Origin of the sequence: Terrabacter carboxydivorans (assembly GCF_039532035.1) — a bacterium.
GTDB lineage: Bacteria > Actinomycetota > Actinomycetes > Actinomycetales > Dermatophilaceae > Terrabacter > Terrabacter carboxydivorans.
This window is the reverse complement of sequence record NZ_BAAARE010000025.1, coordinates 39,725-60,262: the sequence shown is the minus strand read 5'-3', so window position 1 is coordinate 60,262 and position 20,538 is coordinate 39,725. Positions and strand designations below refer to the sequence as shown.

The following is a 20,538-nucleotide window of genomic DNA, read 5'->3' as shown; positions in this document are numbered from 1 at the left end:
TCCCGCGGCCTGCTCTTCTATCGACTCCTCGAGCAAGCCGTGGACACTGACCCGCACCCGCTCAAGGACCTTCTCAAGCCAGCAGAAACCGGCATACCGGACTTCACCTAAGCAGATATGCAGAACATGTGTTCGATCGCCGATCAAGAGTCATGGTGAATCTGTGGACAGCGAATTCCGTTTACGCTCAGACAGATCCGGACGCCAAGGCCGTGGCGAGGGTGCAGGGGCAGGCCGTGTCCCCGCCCGCGCATAGGGTCACTGACATGGCACGGACGAAGCTCACGGTGACCGGCACGCCGGTCGGCGACGTCGAGCTCGCCGTCGTGTCCCCGGTCGGCAGCGCGCGCCGCGACCCACTCCCGCTCCTCGTCGCGCACGACGGCCCGGAGTACTCCCGGCGGGCCCACCTCGTCTCACGACTGCGCTCCGCCACCGCTGACGGACGGGTCCCCCCAACCCGTGTCGTCCTGCTCGAGCCGGGACCGCGCAACGAGCGGTATGCCGCCAACCCCCTCTGGGCCGAAGCGCTCGCCGAGCACGTGCTCCCGAGGGTGCACACGGCATACGCGACCGACGGGAAGCCGGCCCTCATGGGAGCGAGCCTCGGGGCGCTCGCGTCGCTCCAGGCCGAGTGGCTGCACCCGGGGACCTTCGGCGCGCTCTTCCTCCAGTCGGGCTCCTTCTTCCGCAAGCGCGTCGACGACGAGGAGGACTTCGAGTTCTGGGACCGCGTGACGGCGTTCGTCACCGGCGTTCGCAGGGCGCGCCGGCGACGCACCGACGCGCACCTCGTGCTCACCTGCGGCACCGACGAGGGCAACCTCGCCAACAACCGCCAGATGGCGCACACCCTCGCCCGGAGCGGTAACCGCGTGTCGTTCAGCGAGCTGCCGGGGCGTCACGACTGGCGCTCCTGGGAGGCCGCGTTCGACCCGTTGCTGTTGACACTGCTGCAAGGATCGGGGTCACCCGGATCGTCGAGCAGGAGAGGCACATGACGCAGACGCGCAACCACCTGATCGGGCTGCTGCTCGGGGCCGAGGAGGACTGGCCCACCGCGTTCGAGGCCCTCCTCGCGCTCGTCGGACCGATCACGACGGACGACGGCGTGACGCACGAGCTGACGAGCGAGCGCCTCACCATCGAGCCGTTCGACCTGCGCCAGCCGGTGCGCACCGAGCTCGTCATCGACCGCCTCGCCTACTGGTACTACCACCCGCGCGAGTGGCTCAAGAAGGCCGCGCTGATGAACGACACCTACCTGCTCAACAGTCCGTTCACCTTCCAGTCGATGGAGAAGCACAGCGCCTACGTCGCGCTGATGCGCCTGGGGCTCAAGGTTCCCGAGACGTGGCTCGTGCCCTACAAGAACCCCGTCGACAACGTGCGCTGGGCCTACACGTCGGCGAAGTACAACCGTCCGTTCGACCTCAAGGCGATCGCCAACGAGCTCGGCTACCCGATGTACATGAAGCCCTTCGACGGCGGCGGCTGGCGGGGGGTCTCACGGATCAACGACGAGGCCGACCTCGTCAAGGCCTACGACGAGTCGGGCGAGATGCTCATGCACCTGCAGTCGACCGTCGAGTACGACCACTTCGCCCGCGCGCTGTCGATCGGCCCCGAGACGATGGTCATGGACTTCCGTCCCGAGCAGTCGATGCACAACAGGTATGCCGTGAGCTACGACTTCCTGCAGCCCTCGGCGGGCAAGCAGACCGCCGCCATCAGCCGCATCGTCAACGCGATGTTCGGCTGGGAGTTCAACTCGTGCGAGATGCTCGTCAAGGGTGACGACGTCTATCCCATCGACTACGCCAACGCCTGCCCCGACGTGGCGGTCACCTCGCTGCACTACTACTTCCCGTGGGCCATCAAGGCGCTCGTGCGCTGGTCGGCCTTCTGCCTCGTCACCGGCCGCAAGGGCCCGATGGACCTCGAGATGCGCCGCTACTTCGACATCGCCGACCGCGACGACCTGGACGACGAGGAGAAGCTCGACGCCTACCTCGCGATCGCCGACGAGTACTTCGACACCGCCGCCTACTGGGCGTGGTGCGACCGGTACCTCTCGCACCTCGACGCCGCGGTCCTCGAGTGGGTGCAGTCCGACGCGTTCGACAGCCTGCTGCGCTCGACGGTCGTCACGACGTACCCGGCCCACGAGCGTGACCGCTTCATGGCGCACTTCGGCGGCCTCGTCGGCCTCTGGGTCAAGGACGAGACGGCCCGGCTGGCGGCAACCTGAGCCGAAGAGCGCCGCGGATGCCCCGCTGGAGCCGGAGCTCGTCGCGCAGGGCCGGGGGCAGGGGCAGCCTGCGTCTCGCGAGCTCGGCGGCGAGGCGCTCCAGCGCCTCGAGCAGCACCCCGCGGGCAGCGACCAGGAGGGCCGGGTCGACGCGCCCGGTCCTCAGGGCGTCGACGTCGTTGCTCGCGGCACGAACGGCCGCCATCAGCTCCGGGAGCTGGTGAGCGGGACGCGGCTCGAGCGGCGGGTCGCCTGGCATCTCGGACTCCGATCTGCCGGCGCACGATGCGTCAACCTGAGAGCGCCAGCGTACGCCTGCTCCGGACCGGGTGCCGGGGGCCGGACCACCTGTCGTGAGGTCGGCCCGGTGGCACAATGGCGAGACGGGGTCACCGCCCCGCGCCATCGCTTGGAGGGTGGAGGACATGTCTGCGACATCAGATCCGGACCCGGCGCGGCCGGCCCCTCCGGACTGGGCCATCGGACAGGCCATGAACGACCGCGACGACGACGACACAGTGGGGCGGGACGATCGGGCGTGGGAGCTCGTGGAGAGCTATGAGGCGGAACGCCACGACGCGGACGACGACCCGGACGACGGCGGCGAGGGCTGACGGTCGCCACCCGGTGCCGCGGCCACTCCGGATCCTCGCTCAGGAGCGTACGCTGACGAGGAGACGCGTCGACCCGACCGGGGTCGCCGGCGTCGGCAGTCAGCAGAGGCCCGATCCTTGCGCGGTGTCGGCCTCGATGGCGGGGAGTGACGAGCGAGCCGCGATCCACCTCTCACGCCATCGCTCCCGAGGAGCTGCTGTGAACGCCATGTCCCTTCCCCTGTCGACGACCGAGGCCTCGTCCGTCCCCGAGTCCATGTCCACCGATTCGTCCGCCGCCGTTCTGCCGGCCGGTGCGACATCGCCGCCCGCGCGCCTCGTGCTCTCCCCACGCCCGGGGGTCGAAGCCTCCGACGGTGTCTGGTGGCCGCGAACGATCGACCTCGCGACCGAGGTGCCCCTGCTGGACGTCGCGGTCCAGGAGCGCGTGCATGCCCGCATCGCCCGGATCGGCTACGAGCGATCCCACTGGAGCGCGGCACCCGGCCGGATCCGCACGTCGCTCGGCATCACCCACCTGGGCTGGTTCGAGCACAGCCGCTACCCCGACCAGATCCTGCTGTCGCTGAGCAACTACCAGCGTCTCGTCCTCACGGTCCTGCTCCCGGGCTCCGACGAGGTCACCGCGAACGCCGCCCTCGAGTCGGCCTCGGACTAGCCGTCGCTCGTCGCGGCCGGGGGCGGCCGTAGCCCGGTCGCGGCGGCCGTCAGCCTCCAGATCCGGAGCCGCCGATGCCGGCCACGAGGTTGATGGTCGAGGCGATGATGATCGTGCCGTAGAGGTAGGCGAGCAGCGTGTGGCCGAGCACCACCCGCCGGATGTCGGAGGTCTTGAGGTCGGTGTCCGAGACCTGGTAGGCCATGCCGAGGTTGAAGGAGAAGTAGGCGAAGTCCGAGAAGGTCGGGTCCTCGTCCTGGTTGAAGTCGATGGGCGGGCGAGGGCTCGCGTAGTAGACGCGGGCGTAGCGCAGCACATAGACGGTGTGGACGCAGAGCCAGCCGACCGCGACCGCGCCCACGCCCACGAGGGCGTCGATGACCTGCGCGACGCCCTTGGACTGGCTGCCGACGAGGAGGACCGCCACCCCGGTGAGGCTGGCCAGCCCGACGACGATCACGACGACGTCGTACCAGGCGGCGTCGCCGTCGCGGCCCATCACCTTGGCCCGCGTGGACGGTGCGTCATGACCGAGGACGTGCACGAGGAGCGGCACGGCGAAGGACAGGCCGCCGGCGACGAACCCGGTCAGCAGGTGGGTCAGCAGCTCGCCGCCCGGTCCCAGTGGCACGAACAGGCCGACGAGGACACCGACGACTACGGCAACGGCGAGACGCCGACGAATGGTGGACACGTCCGGAGGCTACCTCCGTGGGGAGCGCGATGGCTGGGTCCCGGCTGGGGGTGCGCTGGTGGTCGGCTGCATGCGGGGTGCGGGTATGTCACCGGTCAGGCCGAGCTCCACGGCCCCCTCCCCTCATGCCCTGAGCCCTAGGATCCCCCACATGCCTGACACCCCCAGCGCTCGTCGCAGCCTCACCGTCGTCTACAACCCGGTCAAGGTGGACGACCTCGACGCGGCCAAGGAGCTCGTGGCCAAGGCGGCGGCGCAGCACGGCTGGGAGGACCCGAGCTGGATCGCGACGACCGAGGACGAGACCGGCGAGAAGCAGGGCCGCGAGGCGGTCCGGGCCGGCGCCGACGTCGTCGCGTCCCTGGGCGGAGACGGCACGGTCCGCGCCGTGGCCTCGGCGCTCGTCGGCACCGACGTCGCCCTCGGCCTGCTGCCGGGCGGCACCGGCAACCTCCTCGCCCGCAACCTCAAGCTGCCCGTCGACTCCCTCGAGGACGCTGTCGAGGCGATGCTCGGCGGCGCCGACCGCCGCATCGACGTGGGTCTGGTCCGGGTGGCGGACCAGCCGATCCGGCCGCGCGAGAGCCACGGCACCCACGACGGTGGCTCTCAGGTCGACGACGACGAGGAGGTCTTCCTCGTCATGGCCGGGCTCGGCCTCGACGGTCAGGTCATGGCCGGCACCAACGAGAAGGTCAAGGCCGCCGTCGGCTGGGTCGCCTACGTCTTCAGCGGCCTGCGCCAGGTCTTCAGCCGCGGCTTCCGCGTCGACGTCAGATCCACGGGCAGCTCCGGGGTCACCGGCCAGCACGGCGACCACGAGCGCGAGCACGACGAGGCGAGCGGGGCCGTCAGCCGCCATGCCCGCACCGTCGTCATCGGCAACTGCGGCACGCTCCAGGGCGGTCTCGAGCTGATGCCCGAGGCGAAGCTCGACGACGGCGTGCTCGATGCCGTCGTCGTCGCGCCCAAGGGTGCGATCGGGTGGATCTCGGTCATCTCCGACCTCGTGACCCGCCACCGCGCCGGACACCGGCGTCTCGACCGCCTGCGGGGTCGGGAGTTCAGTGTGACCGCCGGCCGCCCGGTCGAGGCCGAGATCGACGGCGACCCGATCGGCGAGCACGTCTCCCTCGGCATTCGGGTGCTGCCCGACTCGCTGGTGGTCCGCGTTGGGTGACCGACGGCGAGGTGTGCCCCGACCCGCGGGTCGGGGCCGCCGCCTGCTCAGGGCCGTCGGCTACGGGCTGGCCTTCGCCGTCCCCGTCACGATCCTTGCGTTCGTCGTGCGTGAGAAGTTCCTGCCCGTCATAGACCTCGACCAGCGGCTCACCATCGCCGCGACCGACATCACCCGCGACAACCCGTGGCTGAGGTCGACCCTGCTCGTGTGGCAGGAGATCACGCAGCCCGTCTGGGTCTACATCGCCTCCTCGGCCGTCTGCCTCGTGCTGTGGCGCCGGCACCGCGAGCTGGCCACCCGCTGCCTCTGGGCGTTCGTCACGCTCATGGTGTCGTGGAACCTCCAGCTCGACCTCAAGGCGATCGTGCGCCGGGCCCGCCCCGTCATCAGCGACCCGGTCTCCCACGCCCCCGGCTACAGCTTCCCGTCCGGGCACGTGGCCTGTGCCGCCGCGATCGCGACCATCATGACGCTGCTGCTCTGGCCGGTGCTCACGCCGGTGGCGCGCCGGTGGCTCGTCGGCGGCCTGGCGGCATACGTCCTCCTCACCGCGCTCGACCGGGTCTTCCTCGGCGTGCACTTCCCCTCAGACGTCCTCGCCGGAGTGATCTTCGGCGTCGGACTGGGCACGGCGTCCTACGCCGGCTACCTCGGGTGGAACCCCAAAGGTCCGGACGACTCCCCTCCGCCGGAGGGGGAGTCCGGGCCCGAGTCATCGAAAGGCAGCTCGTGAACCACACCTTCGTCCACCGCTACGAGATCGACTCCTCACGACCCAGCGTCGGGTCGGCCCTGCGTGACTTCGCGCTGCGGGTGTTCGCGCCCGCCGTCATCCTGTTCGCGGCGATCGTCGGTCTCGGCTTCCTCATCATGGGCCCGCTGGGTGGTCTCCCCTCCGAGGAGAGCATCAGCAGGTCCCTCGCCGCCGGCCGCACGTCGACGATGAACTCGATCACCGCCGTGTGGTCGCACATCGGCAACACCGAGATCGTCATCGGCGTCTGCGTCATTGCCGTGGCCCTCATCTGGTGGCGCACCAAGCAGTGGTGGTATGCCGTCATCCCCGCCATCGCGATCGCCATGCAGGCCAGCGTGTTCGTGGCCGCCACGACCATCGCCGACCGCAAGCGCCCGCAGGTCCCGCACCTCGACCCGGCGCCGCCGACCTCGAGCTACCCCAGCGGTCACATGGGTGCCTCGACGGCGCTCTACCTGACGTTCGCGCTCATGGCGCAGCGCATCGAGACGGTGTGGCTGCGTCGCCTCGTCACGGTGGCCTTCGCCGTCATCCCGCTCCTCGTCGGCTACGCCCGTCTCTACCGCGGCATGCACCACCTCGTCGACGTGCTCGTCGGCATGGTCAACGGCATCGTGTGCGCGCTGCTCGCCTGGCACTACCTGCGTCGCAAGACCGGTGGCGGCCGAGTCACCGGTGCGGCTCGCGAGGCCGTGTCGCGCTGACAGCCGGCGCACCAGTGGACGGCGAACGGCCGGGAACCCTTGGGGTTCCCGGCCGTTCGCGATCGTGGAGCGAGCGTCAGACGTCCGCGTGCCGGGCCCGACCGAAGCAGTAGACGCCGAAGGCGACGAGGCCGAGGGCCACGAGGGCGAGCAGCACCGGGCCGCCGGGGGCGCCGAGCAGGTTGCGCAGGGCGCCGTCGAGGCCGCGGGCCTCGCTCGGCTTGTGGCGCACGGCGGCGAGCACGAAGAGGCCGCCCACGATGGCGAGCGCGATGCCCTTGGCGATGTAGCCGACGCGGCCGGCCTTGACGATCCACTGGCCGGGGTGGGTCTCGAGGTCCTGAAGGAACTTCTTCTTCCAGCCCTTGACGACGTGGTAGACGCCGACGCCGATGACGGCGAGGCCGACGAGCGCGACGAGCCACTGGCCCGCGGGCTGCTTCATGAGGCTGGCCGTGAAGTCGGTCGTCTGGCTCTTGCTCGACGTGCCCTTGCCGCTGGCGAACTTGAAGGCTGTCCACGACAGTGCGAGGTAGACCACGGCCTTGGCCGCGGCCTTGGCGCGGTCGCTCGTGTCCCAGCCGCCCGAGATCGCCTCGGTGACCTGCCACAGCGCGAGGCCGAGCCAGGCGACGACGGCGACCCAGAGCATGAAGAGCCCGAAGCCGTTGTCGGCCATGGAGCCCAACGCGCCGGACTGGTCGGCGCTCTTGCCCTTCGACCCGAAGGCGAGCTGGAGGGCGATGATGCCGATGACGATGTGGAGCACGCCGTTGACGGCATAGCCGACGCGCGCGGCGGTCTCGAGGGCGGGATGGTCACCGGCGCGCCGTGAGGCGGCGGTGACGTCTGTGGCGTCCATGCTGTCGATCCTGTCGGTCGAGGGGTCCCCGATGTGGGCACTGGGGAACATACCCGCGCGGGGCCCTCTCGTGGCGCTCAGAGGAGATCGAGCACGCGCCGGATCTCGGGCCAGGCCCGGTCGCCGAGGGCACGGTCGGCCGTCTCGGTGCCGCCGCGCGCCATCACCTGGCCGCCGGACACGACGGTCTCGCCGGGCAGCACGACACGGTGTCCGGCGTCCGGGTGGGTGACGAGCGTCGTCGGCAGGTCGAGGGCGGCCCGTCGCGCCTGGACGGCGCGGGCGAAGGACAGCGCGGGCCAGACCTGGTCGTCGCCTCCCGCGACGAGCAGCACGTCGCCGAAGAAGCGCTCGACGGGGATCGTGGCTGCCGCCACGCGGTCCGCCCGTGTGCGCAGGCTCTGCGCATAGACGGGGGCGTATGCCGGGGGCTGCCCGGGTGCCTCCGCGTCGTCGTCGTAGGGGACGAAGGGGACGGGCTCGCCGCCACGGCTCCACGAGGAGTGCTGCGGCCGCAGCTCGCCGTCGGGTCCGGGTCCGACGTTGGCCCACGCGACGTGGCTAGGCGCGAGCGCGACGACGGCGTCGACGGCGGGGTCGCCCACGGCATACAGCAGGAAGGCCTCGGCCGTCTTCGAGGTGCCCAGGAGCACGACGCGGTCGCACCGCTCGGCGAGCGAGGCGACAGCGGGTGCGAAGGCCTCGAGGGGGTACTCCCAGAGGCCGGCCGGCTGTCCGGGGCCGCCGAACCAGCGGTAGGTGAGGGCTGCTGACACGCCGGCGTCGGCCAGCAGTCGCGCGCGGTCGCGCTCGACGCGACCGCTCGAGCCCGAGAGCACCAGGACGCCGGTACCGTTCCCGCCGTCCTCGGGCTCGACGAGCACGCCGTCGTGCTCGCGAGGAGTCTCGACCAGCCTCACGGTCAGCCGCCCAGGCGCTCGAAGCCGGTGACGGTCAGCACGGCGGCACCGACGTCGTCGCTGGCGGCCAGGTCGACGACGGCCGAGATGCCCCAGTCCAGGTCGCCGTCGGGGTCGACGACGACCTGGCGCAGGCGCCACTCGGTCGGCGTGCGCTCGACCTGGAGCAGCGCGGGGGAGCGGGCGCCCTGGTCGGTGGCGATGGCGTCGTGGTCGTCGTAGTAGGCGCCGAGGGCGTCATTCCAGGCCTGCGCGTCCATGAGGACCTTCTGCGGCGGGTCGGTCAGCTCGGCGATGCGCGCCTCGAGCTCGCCGAGCGCCTCCCACTCGTCGCGCGAGGCGAGCTCGACGCGGTGGAACATCGCGTTGCGGATCATCACGGTGAAGGCCCGCTCGTTGGCGGTGAGGGGACGGGCCGGCGGGGCGACCTCGCTCTGCTGGGTCACGTCGTCCGAGGGGTTGACGAGGTCCTCCCACTCGTCGAGCAGGCTCGAGTCGGTCTGGCGCACCAGCTCGCCCAGCCACTCGATGATGTCCTCGAGCTCCTCCGTGCGGTGGCTCTCGGGCACGGTGCGGCTCAGGGCGCGGTAGGCGTCGGTGAGGTAGCGCAGGACGAGCCCTTCGGAGCGAGAAAGGCCGTAGTACGAGACGAACTCGTTGAACGTCATGCCGCGTTCGTACATCTCTCGCACGACCGACTTGGGCGACAGCGCATCCGGCGAGATCCACGGGTGGGTCTGCCGGTAGGCGGCGAGGGTCACCTCGAGCAGGTCGGCGAGCGGCTTGGGCCAGGAGACCTCCTCGAGCCGCTCCATGCGCTCCTCGTACTCGATCCCGTCCAGCTTCATCGCGCCGACGGCCTCGCCGCGCGCCTTGAACTGCTGGGCCCACAGGACCTGGCGCGGGTCCTCGAGGATCGCCTCGATGACGGAGACGAGATCCTTTGCGTACGAGTCGGACTCGGGGTCGAGGGTGTCCATGACGGCCAGCGCGAAGGGCGCCAGGGGCTGGTTGAGCGCGAAGTCGCGCTGCAGGTCGATCGTCAGCGCGTGACGGCGGCCGGACTCCTCGGCCGTGGCGAGCCGCTCGACGACACCCGAGGTGAGCAGCTCCTTGGCGAGCACGAGCGCGTGGCGCTGCAGGCGCCGCTGGTCCTTCGGCTCGTGGTGGTTGTCGGAGAGCAGGCGCATCGCGTGGGCGACCGGGTTGCCCTCCCGCGCCAGGATGTTGACGAGCATCGAGTGCGAGACCTTGAGGCGCGGCTGGAGCGGCTCGGGCTCGGCGGCGATGAGCCGCTCGAACGTCTCCTCCGACCAGTTGACGAAGCCGTCGGGTGCCTTCTTGCGCTGGATCTTCTTCTGCTTCTTGGGGTCGTGGCCCGCCTTCTCGGCGGCGCGCAGGTTGTCGATGACGTGCTCCGGTGCCTGGGCCACGACCCAGCCGCGGGAGTCGAAGCCGGCGCGTCCGGCCCGTCCGACGATCTGGTGGAACTCGCGCGCCTTGAGGGTGCGCTGCTTCGTCCCGTCGAACTTCGTCAGGCCGGTGAGCAGGACCGTGCGGATCGGGACGTTGATGCCGACCCCCAGGGTGTCCGTGCCGCAGATGACCTTGAGCAGTCCGTCCTGGGCGAGCTGCTCCACGAGGCGGCGGTACTTCGGCAGCATGCCGGCGTGGTGCACGCCGATGCCGTGCCGCACGAGCCTCGAGAGGGTGCGGCCGAAGCCGGCCCCGAAGCGGAACGCGCCGATGCGCGCGGCGATGGCTTCGCGCTCCTCGCGGGTCGTGATCTTGACAGCCATGAGGCTCTGCGCGCGCTCGAGCGCGGCCGCCTGCGTGAAGTGGACGACGTAGACGGGGGCGCGGTCCTTCTCGAGGAGTTCCTCGATGGTCTCGTGGAGGGGCGTCACGGCATACGAGAACTCGAGGGGGACGGGGCGCTCGGTGCCCGTGATGACGGCGGTCGAGCGGCCGGTGCGACGGGTCAGGTCGTCCTTGAACATCGTGACGTCGCCGAGCGTGGCCGACATGAGCACGAACTGTGCCTGCGGCAGCTCGAGGATGGGCACCTGCCACGCCCAGCCGCGGTCGGGCTCGGAGTAGAAGTGGAACTCGTCCATGACGACGAGCCCGATGTCGGCCGAGCTGCCCTCTCGCAGAGCGAGGTTCGCGAGGATCTCGGCAGTGCAGCAGATGATGGGCGCGTCGGCGTTGACCGACGCGTCACCGGTGATCATGCCGACGTTGTCGGCGCCGAACTGCTCGCAGAGGGCGAAGAACTTCTCGGAGACGAGAGCCTTGATCGGCGCGGTGTAGAAGCTGACGCGGTCCTCGGCGAGGGCCGTGAGGTGCGCGGCGGTGGCGACGAGCGACTTCCCGGAGCCGGTCGGCGTGGACAGGATGAGGTTGCTGCCGCCCAGGATCTCGAGGAACGCCTCCTCCTGGTGCGGGTAGAGCGTGAGCCCACGCTCGGTCGTCCACTCGGTGAAGACCTCGTAGAGGCCGTCGGGATCGGGATCCCGCGGGATGCGCTCGCTGAGGTTCTTCGTCACCTCGTGAGTATGCCGTCCGCGCACCACGTGCTCCCAATGCGGCCGTGGGTGACCCGGCCGCCTGTGCCCGCAGACCGCGTGACGGGGCTCAGGCGTCGGGCCCGGGGGGCCGGTCCGGGACGAGGAGCAGCACGACCGCTCCGACGAGCGCGCCGAGCACCGTCTCGAGGAGCCGGTCGCGCAGCAGCGGACCGACCGGCGCCTCGTGGGCGAGCTGCCCCATGAGCAGCGCGAGCGGCGTGATGAAGAGCAGCGCCACGGCGTAGTTGCGACCGACGAAGAGCTCGGTCAGGACCTGGAGCACGACGATGACGAGCACCGCCGTCACCCCCTGCGGGTGCCAGGCGAGGACCAACGCGGCCACCCCGAGGCCGAGCAGGGTGCCGACGACGCGCTGGACCCCACGGGTCAGGCGCGAGAGCAGGTCCGGACCCGAGAGGACCACGACGGCCGCGACCATCGCCCAGTAGGGGTGCTGCCAGTCGAGGGCGGTCGCCACGCCCCCGGCGACCGACAGCGCCAGCACGTGGCGCAGCAGGTGGGTCACGGCGCCCTGCGGCGCAAGGGCGTCCCGGAACCGTGGCGCGGGCAGCACCGGCGGCGCCCACGACGCCGGCTCACGCAGCACCCCGACCTGGGCGACGGCCAGGGAGAAGAGGGCGCTGAGGGCGGCGACGCCGGCTGCCACGGGCAGCGTCGCCGCCGTGGCAGGCACCATGGCGCTCACGGCGAAGCCGAAGACGAGGAAGAGCGGCCCCGGTGGGTGCCAGCCGTAGGCGTCGGACGCGAGCGAACCGCCGGCGGCGAGCAGCGCGCCCACGGGGACCACGAGCCAGCGTGAGTCCGGAGCGAGGGAGACGAGGACGCCGAGCGTCACCGACAGCGTGAGGAACCCGCCAGCCACGACCTGCATCCCGGCGCGCTCGGCGCGGGCGTGGTTGCGGCCGTACAACGAGGTGAAGGCGCCGAACGCGGCATACGCCGTCCACTCGACGCGGCCCGCGAGGACGAGCACCAGCAGCGGCATGAGCACCGACAGCCCTGCCCGGAGGGCGACGCGATGGGCGCCCCGGTGCGGGCCCAGCGCGACCAGGCCCCGGGTCACGGCCCTGGCGCCGCGCGGGCGACCGCCGGGTCCGCGGTCGGCTGTGGGTTCCGGCTCGCTCGTCATCTGCGGTCGAGTCTAGCCAGCGGGGGAGAGCGACTGTGAGTGGCGACGCCCGAGTGGGTAATGCTCCTATGGCGTCTCCCAGACAGTCGTGCTGTCATGGTCCCGTCGCCCAGTCCAGAGAGGTGCAGCGGTGGATCCCAAGAAGACGTTCTTGTCCTGGCCGGTCGTCCGGCAGGTGCGCTCCGGCGACTTCCTCGGTCGCGGTCCGGCCGTCACCTCCGCCCACACGCGTGAGCTGACGCCCCGCACCGCGACGGCCGACAAGGTCGTCCAGAGCGTGTGCCCGTACTGCGCCGTCGGCTGCGGTCAGCGCGTCTTCGTCAAGGACGGCCGCGTCGTCCAGATCGAGGGAGACCCGGACTCGCCGGTGTCGCGAGGCCGTCTGTGCCCCAAGGGATCCGCGAGCGAGCAGCTCGTCAACAACCCCGGGCGCCAGCGCAAGGCGCTCTACCGCCGACCCGGCGGCACCGACTGGGAGTCGATCGAGCTGTCGACCGCCGTCGAGATGGTCGCGCAGCGGTTCGTCGAGTCGCGGCGCCGCACCTGGCAGGACCACGACGAGCACGGGCGCCCGCTGCGGCGCACCATGGGGATCGCCTCGTTGGGCGGAGCGACGCTCGACAACGAGGAGAACTACCTCATCAAGAAGCTGTTCACCGCCGCAGGCGCCATCCAGATCGAGAACCAAGCGCGTATTTGACACAGCTCCACGGTCCCCAGTCTGGGGTCCTCGTTCGGGCGCGGCGGCGCCACGCAGTACGTGCAGGACCTGTCCAACGCCGACTGCATCGTCATCCAGGGATCGAACATGGCCGAGTGCCATCCGGTCGCCTACCAGTGGGTGACGGAGGCGCGGCTGAAGGGCGCCCGGGTCATCCACGTCGACCCGCGGTTCACGCGCACGTCGGCCACCGCCGACAAGCACATCCCGATCCGCGCCGGCAGCGACGTCGTGCTGCTCGGCGCCCTCATCAAGTTCATCCTCGACAACGACCTGTACTTCAAGGACTACGTCGTGGCGTACACCAACGCGGCCACGATCGTCAGCGACAAGTTCCAGGACACCGAGGACCTCGACGGCCTCTTCTCGGGCTACGACGACGAGAAGGGCAACTACTCCCAGGAGACGTGGGCCTACGCCAGCAGCGACGGCGAGGACGACGAGACGCCCGGCACCATCGGGGGTCCCGCGGCCGTCCACGAGCACGGCCACACCCAGTCCGAGCGGTCCGCCGGTGACCAGCACGGCTCCGGTGGTCCGGCGCTCGAGCACGCCCGGGTGCTGCGGGACGAGACGCTGCAGGACCCCAACACGGTCTTCCAGATCCTGAAGCGGCACTACGCCCGCTACACCCCGGAGATGGTGGCCGACACGTGCGGCATAAGCGTCGAGGACTTCGACTACCTCGCGCGCTCCGTCACCGAGAACAGTGGCCGGGAGCGCACGACGGCCTTCGTGTATGCCGTGGGCTGGACCCAGCACACGCTCGGTGCGCAGTTCATCCGCACCGCCGCCATCGTGCAGCTGCTGCTCGGCAACATGGGCCGCCCGGGCGGCGGCATCATGGCGCTGCGCGGACACGCGAGCATCCAGGGCTCGACCGACATCCCGACGCTCTACAACATCCTCCCGGGCTACCTCGCGATGCCCGTCGCGGGCCTGCACGACACGTGGGACGACTACCTCGGGGCGATCGGCAACAAGGAGCAGAAGGGCTTCTGGGCCAACGCCGACACGTATGCCGTGAGCCTGCTCAAGGCGTGGTGGGGCAAGGCCGCGACCGCCGAGAACGACTGGTGCTTCGACTACCTGCCGAGGCTGACCGGCGCGCACGGCACCTATCAGACGACGATGGCAATGCTCGACGACCAGGTCGAGGGCTACTTCCTGCTCGGCCAGAACCCCGCCGTCGGCTCGGCGCACGGCCGCATGCAGCGCCAGGCCATGTCGCACCTCAAGTGGCTCGTCGTGCGCGACTTCAACATGATCGAGTCCGCGACCTTCTGGAAGGACGGCCCCGAGATCGCGTCCGGCGAGCTGAAGACGGAGGACATCGAGACCGAGGTCTTCTTCCTGCCCGCGGCCGCGCACACCGAGAAGAGCGGGTCGTTCACCCAGACCCAGCGGATGCTCCAGTGGCACCACCAGGCGGTCCAGCCCGAGGGCGACTGCCAGAGCGAGCTGCAGTTCTTCTACGAGCTCGGGCGTCGGGTGCGCGAGCTGCTCGCCGACTCCACCGACGAGCGGGACCGCCCGCTGCTCGACCTGACGTGGGACTACCCCACCGACGAGCACGGCGACCCCGACGCCGAGGCGGTGCTCGCCGAGATCAACGGCCGCCACCTGACCGGTGACAAGGCGGGTCAGCCGCTCTCGGCCTACACCGAGATGAAGGCCGACGGCTCCACCGACGGCGGCTGCTGGATCTACACCGGCGTCTACGCCGACGGCAAGAACCACGCGGCCGACCGCAAGCCGGGCCGCGAGCAGGACCTCACGGCCCTCGACTGGGGCTGGGCGTGGCCGGCGAACCGCCGCATCCTCTACAACCGTGCCTCGGCCGACCCCGAGGGCAACCCGTGGAGCGAGCGCAAGCGCTACGTCTGGTGGGACGCCGAGGCCGGGAAGTGGACCGGTCACGACGTGCCGGACTTCGTGCCCGACAAGGCACCGTCCTACCGACCCGAGCCCGGGACGGGCGGCCCGGCCGGTCTCGCCGGTGACGACCCGTTCGTCATGCAGGCCGACGGCAAGGGGTGGCTCTTTGCCCCCAAGGGCATGCTCGACGGGCCGCTGCCGACCCACTACGAGCCGCAGGAGTCCCCGGTCAGCAACCCGCTCTACACCCAGCAGTCCAACCCGGCGCGCAAGGTGTTCCCGCGCAAGGACAACCTGTGGAGCCCGTCCGGCAACGCGCCGGGTGCCGACGTCTACCCGTACGTCTTCACGACCTACCGGCTGACCGAGCACCACACGGCCGGCGGCATGAGCCGGTGGCTGCCCTACCTGTCCGAGCTCCAGCCGGAGTTCTTCTGCGAGGTCTCGCCGGAGCTGGCGGCCGAGCGGGGCCTCGAGAACGGCGGTTGGGCGACCATCGTGTCGGCACGAGCCGCCATCGAGGCCCGCGTCATGGTGACCGAGCGCATGACGCCGCTGGTGATCCGGGGCCGCACGATCCACCAGATCGGGCTGCCCTACCACTGGGGCGTCGGCAGCAACGCGATCGTGAGCGGCGACGCCGCCAACGACCTGCTCGGTGTCGCGCTCGACCCGAACGTGCAGATCCAGGAGAGCAAGGCCGGCTCCTGCGACATCACTCCCGGTCGCCGCCCGGCGGGCGAGGAGCTGCTGCGCCTCGTCGCCGAGTACCAGTCGCGCGCCGGCAGCACCGTCATGACGAGCAACGAGCTGCGCACCGGGCACCCGGAGTCCACCCCCGACACGAGAGGAGGCTGACGATGGGCTTCTGGCGCAACCAGCTCTCCGGCCCCACCGACCCGGCGGCCGACGCCGCGTGGGAGACGCACGAGCCACGCAAGGGCTTCTTCACCGACACCTCGATCTGCATCGGCTGCAAGGCGTGCGAGGTGGCCTGCAAGGAGTGGAACGGCATCCCCGAGGACGGCCTCGACCTGCTGAGCCAGTCCTACGACAACACCGGCGCCCTCGGCGCCAGCACGTGGCGCCACGTCGCCTTCGTCGAGCAGACGAGCGACCGCATCGAGCAGGCCCGCGAGTCCGGACGCAAGCTCGTCTCCCTCGGTATGCCGTCGGTGCGCTCGGGTGAGGAGCCCGCCCTCGCGGGTGGCGGGGGCACGGCGACCGCGACGCTCACGGACACGCTCACGGACACCCCGGTGCCGGACGTGCGCTGGCTCATGGCCTCCGACGTCTGCAAGCACTGCACGCACGCGGCCTGCCTCGACGTGTGCCCCACCGGTGCCCTCTTCCGCACCGAGTTCGGCACCGTCGTCGTGCAGGACGACGTGTGCAACGGCTGCGGCTACTGCGTCGCCGCCTGTCCCTTCGGCGTCATCGAGCGCCGGAGCGGCAACGAGGGCCACGAGAAGGGCCCGCAGTCCCACGGCATCAGCATCAAGGGGTCCGGGAGCAGCGGGTCGGCGGGAAACGCGGGCGGTGGCTCGCACCAGAACCCGCCGTCGCACGCCGAGACCAACGGCGAGGTCAAGAACGTCGGCATCGCCCAGAAGTGCACCCTCTGCTACGACCGGCTCGGCGCCGGCCAGACCCCGGCGTGCGCCCAGGCCTGCCCCACGACGTCGATCAAGTTCGGCGACCTCGACGAGATGCGGGCCACGGCCCGCGCCCGTGTCGCGCAGCTGCACGAGCTCGGCTACAGCGAGGCGCGCCTCTACGGCGTCGACGACAACGACGGGGTCGGTGGCACGGGCTCGACCTTCCTGCTCCTCGACGAGCCCGAGGTCTACGGCCTGCCGCCGGACCCGCGCGTCACCACGGCCGACCTGCCCGACATGTTCCGCAAGGCCGGCTACGCGGGGCTGACCATGCTCGCCATGGCGGCAGCCTCCTTCGTCGGGAGGCGAAAGTGACGACCAACCCCTTCGACGCAGACCGCCCGCCGGAGCGCCGGAAGCGCCGGCGTGACGAGTCCGGACCCGACGGTCCGGGCGGTGGTCAGGACGCCGGGCGCCGACGCCGCGACGAGTCGCTCATGGTCCCCGACGTCAGCTTCGACAGCTACTACGGGCGCCACATCGTCAAGCCCGCGCCCTGGGAGAAGGAGGTCGCGGCATACCTCTTCCTCGGCGGTATCGCGGGCGGCTCTGCGCTGCTCGGCGCCGGCGGCAGGGCCCGCGGCTTCCCCGCGCTGCAGCGCGCCGGACGCATCGGTGCCGTGGCCGGGGCGGCCCTCGGTGGAGCGGCGCTCGCCAAGGACCTCGGCAAGCCGAGCCGTGCCCTCAACATGATGCGCACCGTCAAGCTCACCTCGCCCATGTCGGTCGGCTCGTGGATCCTCACCGCCTTCGGCAGCTTCACGGGCGCGGCGCTCGCGATCGAGCTCGGCCGCCCGATGCTCGAGCGACGTTCTCGCGCCAACGGTTCCGGCGCCGTCGCCCTCCTGTCCAAGGCGCTGGAGCTCGCCGACGGCCCGGCCACCGTGGGCTCGGCGTTCTTCGCGCCCCCACTCGCCGCCTACACCGCGGTGCTGCTCGCCGACACCGCCACCCCGACGTGGCACGAGTCCTACCGCGAGCTGCCCTTCGTCTTCGTCAGCTCCGCCAACCTCGCGGCCTCCGGCCTCGCGCTCGTCACCGTCCCGTCCCGCGAGAACGGTCCGGCGCGCAAGCTCGCCGCCGTCAGCGCGCTCGCCGAGCTGGTGGCCTTCGAGCGCATGCAGGACCAGCTCGGCCCGATCCTCTCGGAGCCGCTGCGGACCGGCAAGGCCGGACGCCTGCTCAAGGCGAGCCGTGCCCTGACGATCGGCGGCGCCCTCGGCGCCGTCGCTCTCGGCGGCAACCGCGTCGCGGCGGCCCTGAGCGGGGCGGCACTCATGGCGGCCTCCGTGTGCACCCGCTTCGGCGTCTTCGAGGCTGGCATGGTCTCGGCGATCGACCCGAAGTACACCGTCGAGCCGCAGCGTGAGCGGCTGGAGAAGCGCCGGGCTGCCGGCGTCGTCGACGACTCCATCACCACGGCGCGCTGACGCGCCAATCCACCTGCACCACCAGGACGAGAAGGGGAGCCTCATGAGCACCAGTGCGGTTCGGAACGACACCACCGCCTCACCGGGCGGCAACCGGTGGCTCATCCTCGTGGCCGGGGTGCTCGTGCAGCTCGCCATCGGGGCCGTCTACGCCTGGAGCGTCTTCGCCAAGGCGATCCAGAGCCACGACGCGTTCGGGTGGTCCAAGGCGCAGGCCTCGGTGCCGTTCGAGGTCGCCATCGGCATGATCTTCATCGGCAGCTACATCGGCGGCCGCATCCAGGACCGCCGCGGTCCGCGCACCGTCGCCCTGACCGGCGGCGTCATCTACAGCCTCGGCGTCATCCTGGCCTCGTTCGCCGGCAAGGACCAGTTCTGGCTGCTCATCCTCGGCTACGGCATCCTCGGCGGCTTCGGGCTCGGCATGGCCTACATCGTCCCGATCGCCATGCTGCAGAAGTGGTTCCCGGACAAGCCGGGCCTGATCACCGGCATCGCGGTGGCAGGCTTCGGCTTCGGCGCCGTCATCACGGCGCCCCTCGGCCAGCGCCTCATCGCGGCCGACCCGTCAGTGCCCACCAAGGCGTTCCTGCCGCTCGGCATCGGCTACCTCGTCGCGGTCGTCATCGGCGCGAGCCTCTTCCGCAACCCGCCGGCCGGCTACGTCCCGCCGGGCATGGTGGCCGCGGACGCCGACCACGCCGTCGAGGCCCACACCAAGGACGCCGCCCCCGAGGCCGACTTCACGGCCGCGGAGGCCCTCGGCACCCGCCAGTGGTACTTCCTCACCGCCATCCTCACGCTCAGCGTGACGGCCGGCATCTCGCTCATCTCGGTCGCCGCCGGCAGTGCGAGCGACGTCGCCGGCTACTCCGCCGCGGCCGCCGCCAGCCTCGTCGGCGTGCTCGGCCTCTTCAACGGTGGCGGACGCATCCTCTGGGGCTGGCTCTCGGACCGCATCGGCAAGATGCCGGCTTTCATGGGCATCCTCGGCATCCAGGGCGTGTGCCTGCTGCTCATCCCGCACGTCGCGTCGCCCATCCTCTTCGCCGTGCTGGCCGCGCTCGTCTACACCTGCTACGGCGGTGCGTTCGGCACGATGCCCTCGACGGCGGGGCGCTTCTTCGGCGTCCGCAACGCCGGCGCCATCTACGGCCTCATGCTCATCGGCTGGAGCCTCGGCGGCATCGTCGGGCCCCTGCTCATCTCCTCGCTCATCGGCGAGCAGAAGGCCTACACGCTCGGCTTCACCGTCGTCGGCATCATCGCGCTCGTCGGCATGGCGCTGCCGCTCATCACGAAGAAGCCGGCGCCCAGGACCGGGACGTCGTCGGCGTCCGGAGCTCCCACCGCGCCGGCGGGTCGCCACTGACCGACCGTCCCGTCGCCGTATGCCGTATGCCGTATGCCGTGGGTCCGGGGGAGCCGGTCAGCGCACCTGCATGATGTGCTCGCCCCGGGGGACGAGCTCACCGATGACCGTGCCACCGGGCACCTCGCCGGCGACGAGCAGGCCACCGCTCGTCTGGGCGTCGGCGAGCAGCAGCAGCTCGTCGTGGTCGACGGTGGCGGCCAGGTGCGGGCTGACCCAGTCGAGGTTGCGCTGGCTGCCGCCGGGCACGAAACCGGCCGCCAGCGACGCGCGTGCCCCGTCGAGGTAGGGGACCGCAGCCGCGTCGACGACGGCGGTGACGCCCGAGGCGCGGGCCATCTTGTAGAGGTGCCCGAGCAGCCCGAAGCCCGTGACGTCGGTGGCGGCCCGGATGTCGCGCGCGACGGCGTCCCGGCTCGCGACGTCGTTGAGGGCGACCATCGACGCGACGGCCTCGGGGAAGACCTCGCCGGTCGCCTTGTGCCGGTTGTTGAGGATGCCGACCCCCAGTGGCTTGGTCAGGCTGAGCGGCAGACCAGCCGCGGCAGAGTCGTTGCGCAGCAGGCGGTTCGGGTCGGCGACACCGGTCACGGCCATGCCGTACTTCGGCTCGGGATCGTCGATGCTGTGGCCGCCGGCGACCGGGCAGCCGGCGAGGCGGGCGACGTCGAGACCCCCGCGCAGGACCTCCGCGGCCAGCTCGGGCGGCAGGACGTCACGAGGCCAGCCGAGCAGGTTGACGGCGAGCACCGGACGCCCGCCCATGGCATAGATGTCGGAGAGCGCGTTCGCGGCCGCGATGCGGCCCCAGTCGTAGGCGTCGTCGACGACCGGGGTGAAGAAGTCGGCCGTCGCGAGCACGGCGAGCCCGTCGGCGACCATGACGGCCGCCGCGTCGTCGCCGTCGTCGAGGCCGACGAGCAGATCGGCGTCGGCGATCCCCGTGAGGCCGCGCACCATCTCCTCGAGCTCGCCGGGAGGGATCTTGCACGCACAGCCGCCGCCGTGCGCGTACTGGGTCAGTCGCACCGTGTCCACGCCAGCAGTCTTACCCCACCCACCCCGGGCCTATGCCGTCCGCCCCCTCGGGCCCCCTGCGACCCGCGGGCGCGCGGT

The 20,538-nt window shown here is 71.1% G+C and carries 18 protein-coding genes; 11 read left to right on the top strand and 7 right to left on the bottom strand.

Annotated elements, in window-relative coordinates; translation table 11 throughout:
• The first annotated feature begins 266 nt into the window (after positions 1-266).
• Complete coding sequence (locus ABD297_RS20775; RefSeq protein WP_344257026.1) at positions 267-1,001, top strand: alpha/beta hydrolase; 735 nt, start codon at positions 267-269, stop codon at positions 999-1,001.
• Positions 998-2,251: an ATP-grasp domain-containing protein gene (locus ABD297_RS20770; protein ID WP_344257025.1), complete on the top strand. Its 1,254-nt coding sequence runs from the start codon at positions 998-1,000 to the stop codon at positions 2,249-2,251. Before ABD297_RS20775 ends, ABD297_RS20770 begins: the two co-directional genes overlap by 4 nt.
• Here the strand turns inward: ABD297_RS20770 and ABD297_RS20765 are convergent.
• A complete protein-coding gene (locus ABD297_RS20765) occupies positions 2,217-2,510 on the bottom strand; it encodes a hypothetical protein (protein WP_344257024.1) in 294 nt (97 codons plus the stop codon). The two genes, ABD297_RS20770 and ABD297_RS20765, sit on opposite strands and share 35 nt — an antisense overlap.
• Positions 2,511-2,742: 232 nt before the next feature.
• Here ABD297_RS20765 and ABD297_RS20760 point away from each other — a divergent pair, with 232 nt between their 5' ends.
• Positions 2,743-2,865, top strand: coding sequence for a hypothetical protein (locus ABD297_RS20760; RefSeq protein WP_344257023.1), 123 nt, complete (start codon positions 2,743-2,745; stop codon positions 2,863-2,865).
• Positions 2,866-3,073: 208 nt separating this feature from the next.
• On the top strand, positions 3,074-3,523 hold the full coding sequence (locus ABD297_RS20755) for a DUF5994 family protein (RefSeq protein ID WP_344257028.1): 450 nt from the start codon (positions 3,074-3,076) through the stop codon (positions 3,521-3,523).
• Between the two features lie 49 nt (positions 3,524-3,572).
• Here ABD297_RS20755 and ABD297_RS20750 read toward each other — a convergent pair whose 3' ends face one another.
• The gene (locus ABD297_RS20750; protein ID WP_344257022.1) at positions 3,573-4,217 is read right to left on the bottom strand and encodes a DUF1345 domain-containing protein; all 645 of its coding nucleotides are present in this window, start codon (positions 4,215-4,217) and stop codon (positions 3,573-3,575) included.
• Positions 4,218-4,368: 151 nt separating this feature from the next.
• Here ABD297_RS20750 and ABD297_RS20745 point away from each other — a divergent pair, with 151 nt between their 5' ends.
• From ABD297_RS20745 to ABD297_RS20735, 3 genes are read left to right on the top strand one after another with little or no spacing between them, the layout of a single operon-like run.
• The gene (locus ABD297_RS20745) at positions 4,369-5,397 is read left to right on the top strand and encodes a diacylglycerol/lipid kinase family protein (RefSeq protein WP_344257021.1); all 1,029 of its coding nucleotides are present in this window, start codon (positions 4,369-4,371) and stop codon (positions 5,395-5,397) included.
• A 13-nt stretch (positions 5,398-5,410) separates the two neighbouring features.
• Positions 5,411-6,133 (top strand): phosphatase PAP2 family protein, encoded by a 723-nt coding sequence (locus ABD297_RS20740; RefSeq protein ID WP_344257020.1) that lies wholly within the window; start codon positions 5,411-5,413, stop codon positions 6,131-6,133.
• The gene (locus ABD297_RS20735) at positions 6,130-6,861 is read left to right on the top strand and encodes a phosphatase PAP2 family protein (RefSeq protein WP_344257019.1); all 732 of its coding nucleotides are present in this window, start codon (positions 6,130-6,132) and stop codon (positions 6,859-6,861) included. The genes ABD297_RS20740 and ABD297_RS20735 overlap by 4 nt, the downstream gene beginning before the upstream one ends.
• Before the next feature lie 76 nt (positions 6,862-6,937).
• Here the strand turns inward: ABD297_RS20735 and ABD297_RS20730 are convergent, their stop codons facing one another.
• The 4 genes from ABD297_RS20730 to ABD297_RS20715 form a co-directional block, all read right to left on the bottom strand.
• The gene (locus tag ABD297_RS20730) at positions 6,938-7,723 is read right to left on the bottom strand and encodes a DUF1206 domain-containing protein (RefSeq protein WP_344257018.1); all 786 of its coding nucleotides are present in this window, start codon (positions 7,721-7,723) and stop codon (positions 6,938-6,940) included.
• A gap of 77 nt (positions 7,724-7,800) precedes the next feature.
• The gene (locus ABD297_RS20725) at positions 7,801-8,643 is read right to left on the bottom strand and encodes an acyl-CoA thioester hydrolase/BAAT C-terminal domain-containing protein (protein ID WP_344257017.1); all 843 of its coding nucleotides are present in this window, start codon (positions 8,641-8,643) and stop codon (positions 7,801-7,803) included.
• Between the two features lie 2 nt (positions 8,644-8,645).
• Complete coding sequence (locus ABD297_RS20720; RefSeq protein WP_344257016.1) at positions 8,646-11,192, bottom strand: DEAD/DEAH box helicase; 2,547 nt, start codon at positions 11,190-11,192, stop codon at positions 8,646-8,648.
• Positions 11,193-11,280: 88 nt separating this feature from the next.
• On the bottom strand, positions 11,281-12,363 hold the full coding sequence (locus ABD297_RS20715) for an FUSC family protein (RefSeq protein ID WP_344257015.1): 1,083 nt from the start codon (positions 12,361-12,363) through the stop codon (positions 11,281-11,283).
• A 130-nt stretch (positions 12,364-12,493) separates the two neighbouring features.
• Between ABD297_RS20715 and fdh the strand changes: the two genes are divergently transcribed.
• From fdh to ABD297_RS20695, 4 genes are read left to right on the top strand one after another with little or no spacing between them, the layout of a single operon-like run.
• The gene (fdh, locus tag ABD297_RS20710) at positions 12,494-15,820 is read left to right on the top strand and encodes a formate dehydrogenase (protein WP_344257014.1); all 3,327 of its coding nucleotides are present in this window, start codon (positions 12,494-12,496) and stop codon (positions 15,818-15,820) included.
• Positions 15,821-15,822: 2 nt separating this feature from the next.
• Entirely contained in the window at positions 15,823-16,935 is a 1,113-nt protein-coding gene (locus ABD297_RS20705; protein ID WP_344257013.1) for a 4Fe-4S dicluster domain-containing protein, read from the top strand.
• Positions 16,932-18,050, top strand: a complete 1,119-nt coding sequence (gene nrfD / locus ABD297_RS20700) for an NrfD/PsrC family molybdoenzyme membrane anchor subunit (protein ID WP_344257012.1) — start codon at positions 16,932-16,934, stop codon at positions 18,048-18,050. Before ABD297_RS20705 ends, nrfD begins: the two co-directional genes overlap by 4 nt.
• 43 nt (positions 18,051-18,093) lie before the next feature.
• Positions 18,094-19,422 carry an L-lactate MFS transporter gene (locus ABD297_RS20695; RefSeq protein WP_344257011.1) on the top strand — a complete coding sequence of 443 codons (1,329 nt, stop codon included), beginning with the start codon at positions 18,094-18,096 and terminating at the stop codon, positions 19,420-19,422.
• Between the two features lie 57 nt (positions 19,423-19,479).
• On the opposite strand, the gene selD is transcribed toward ABD297_RS20695, so the two are convergent.
• Complete coding sequence (selD, locus tag ABD297_RS20690) at positions 19,480-20,460, bottom strand: selenide, water dikinase SelD (protein ID WP_344257010.1); 981 nt, start codon at positions 20,458-20,460, stop codon at positions 19,480-19,482.
• Positions 20,461-20,538 lie beyond the last annotated feature (78 nt).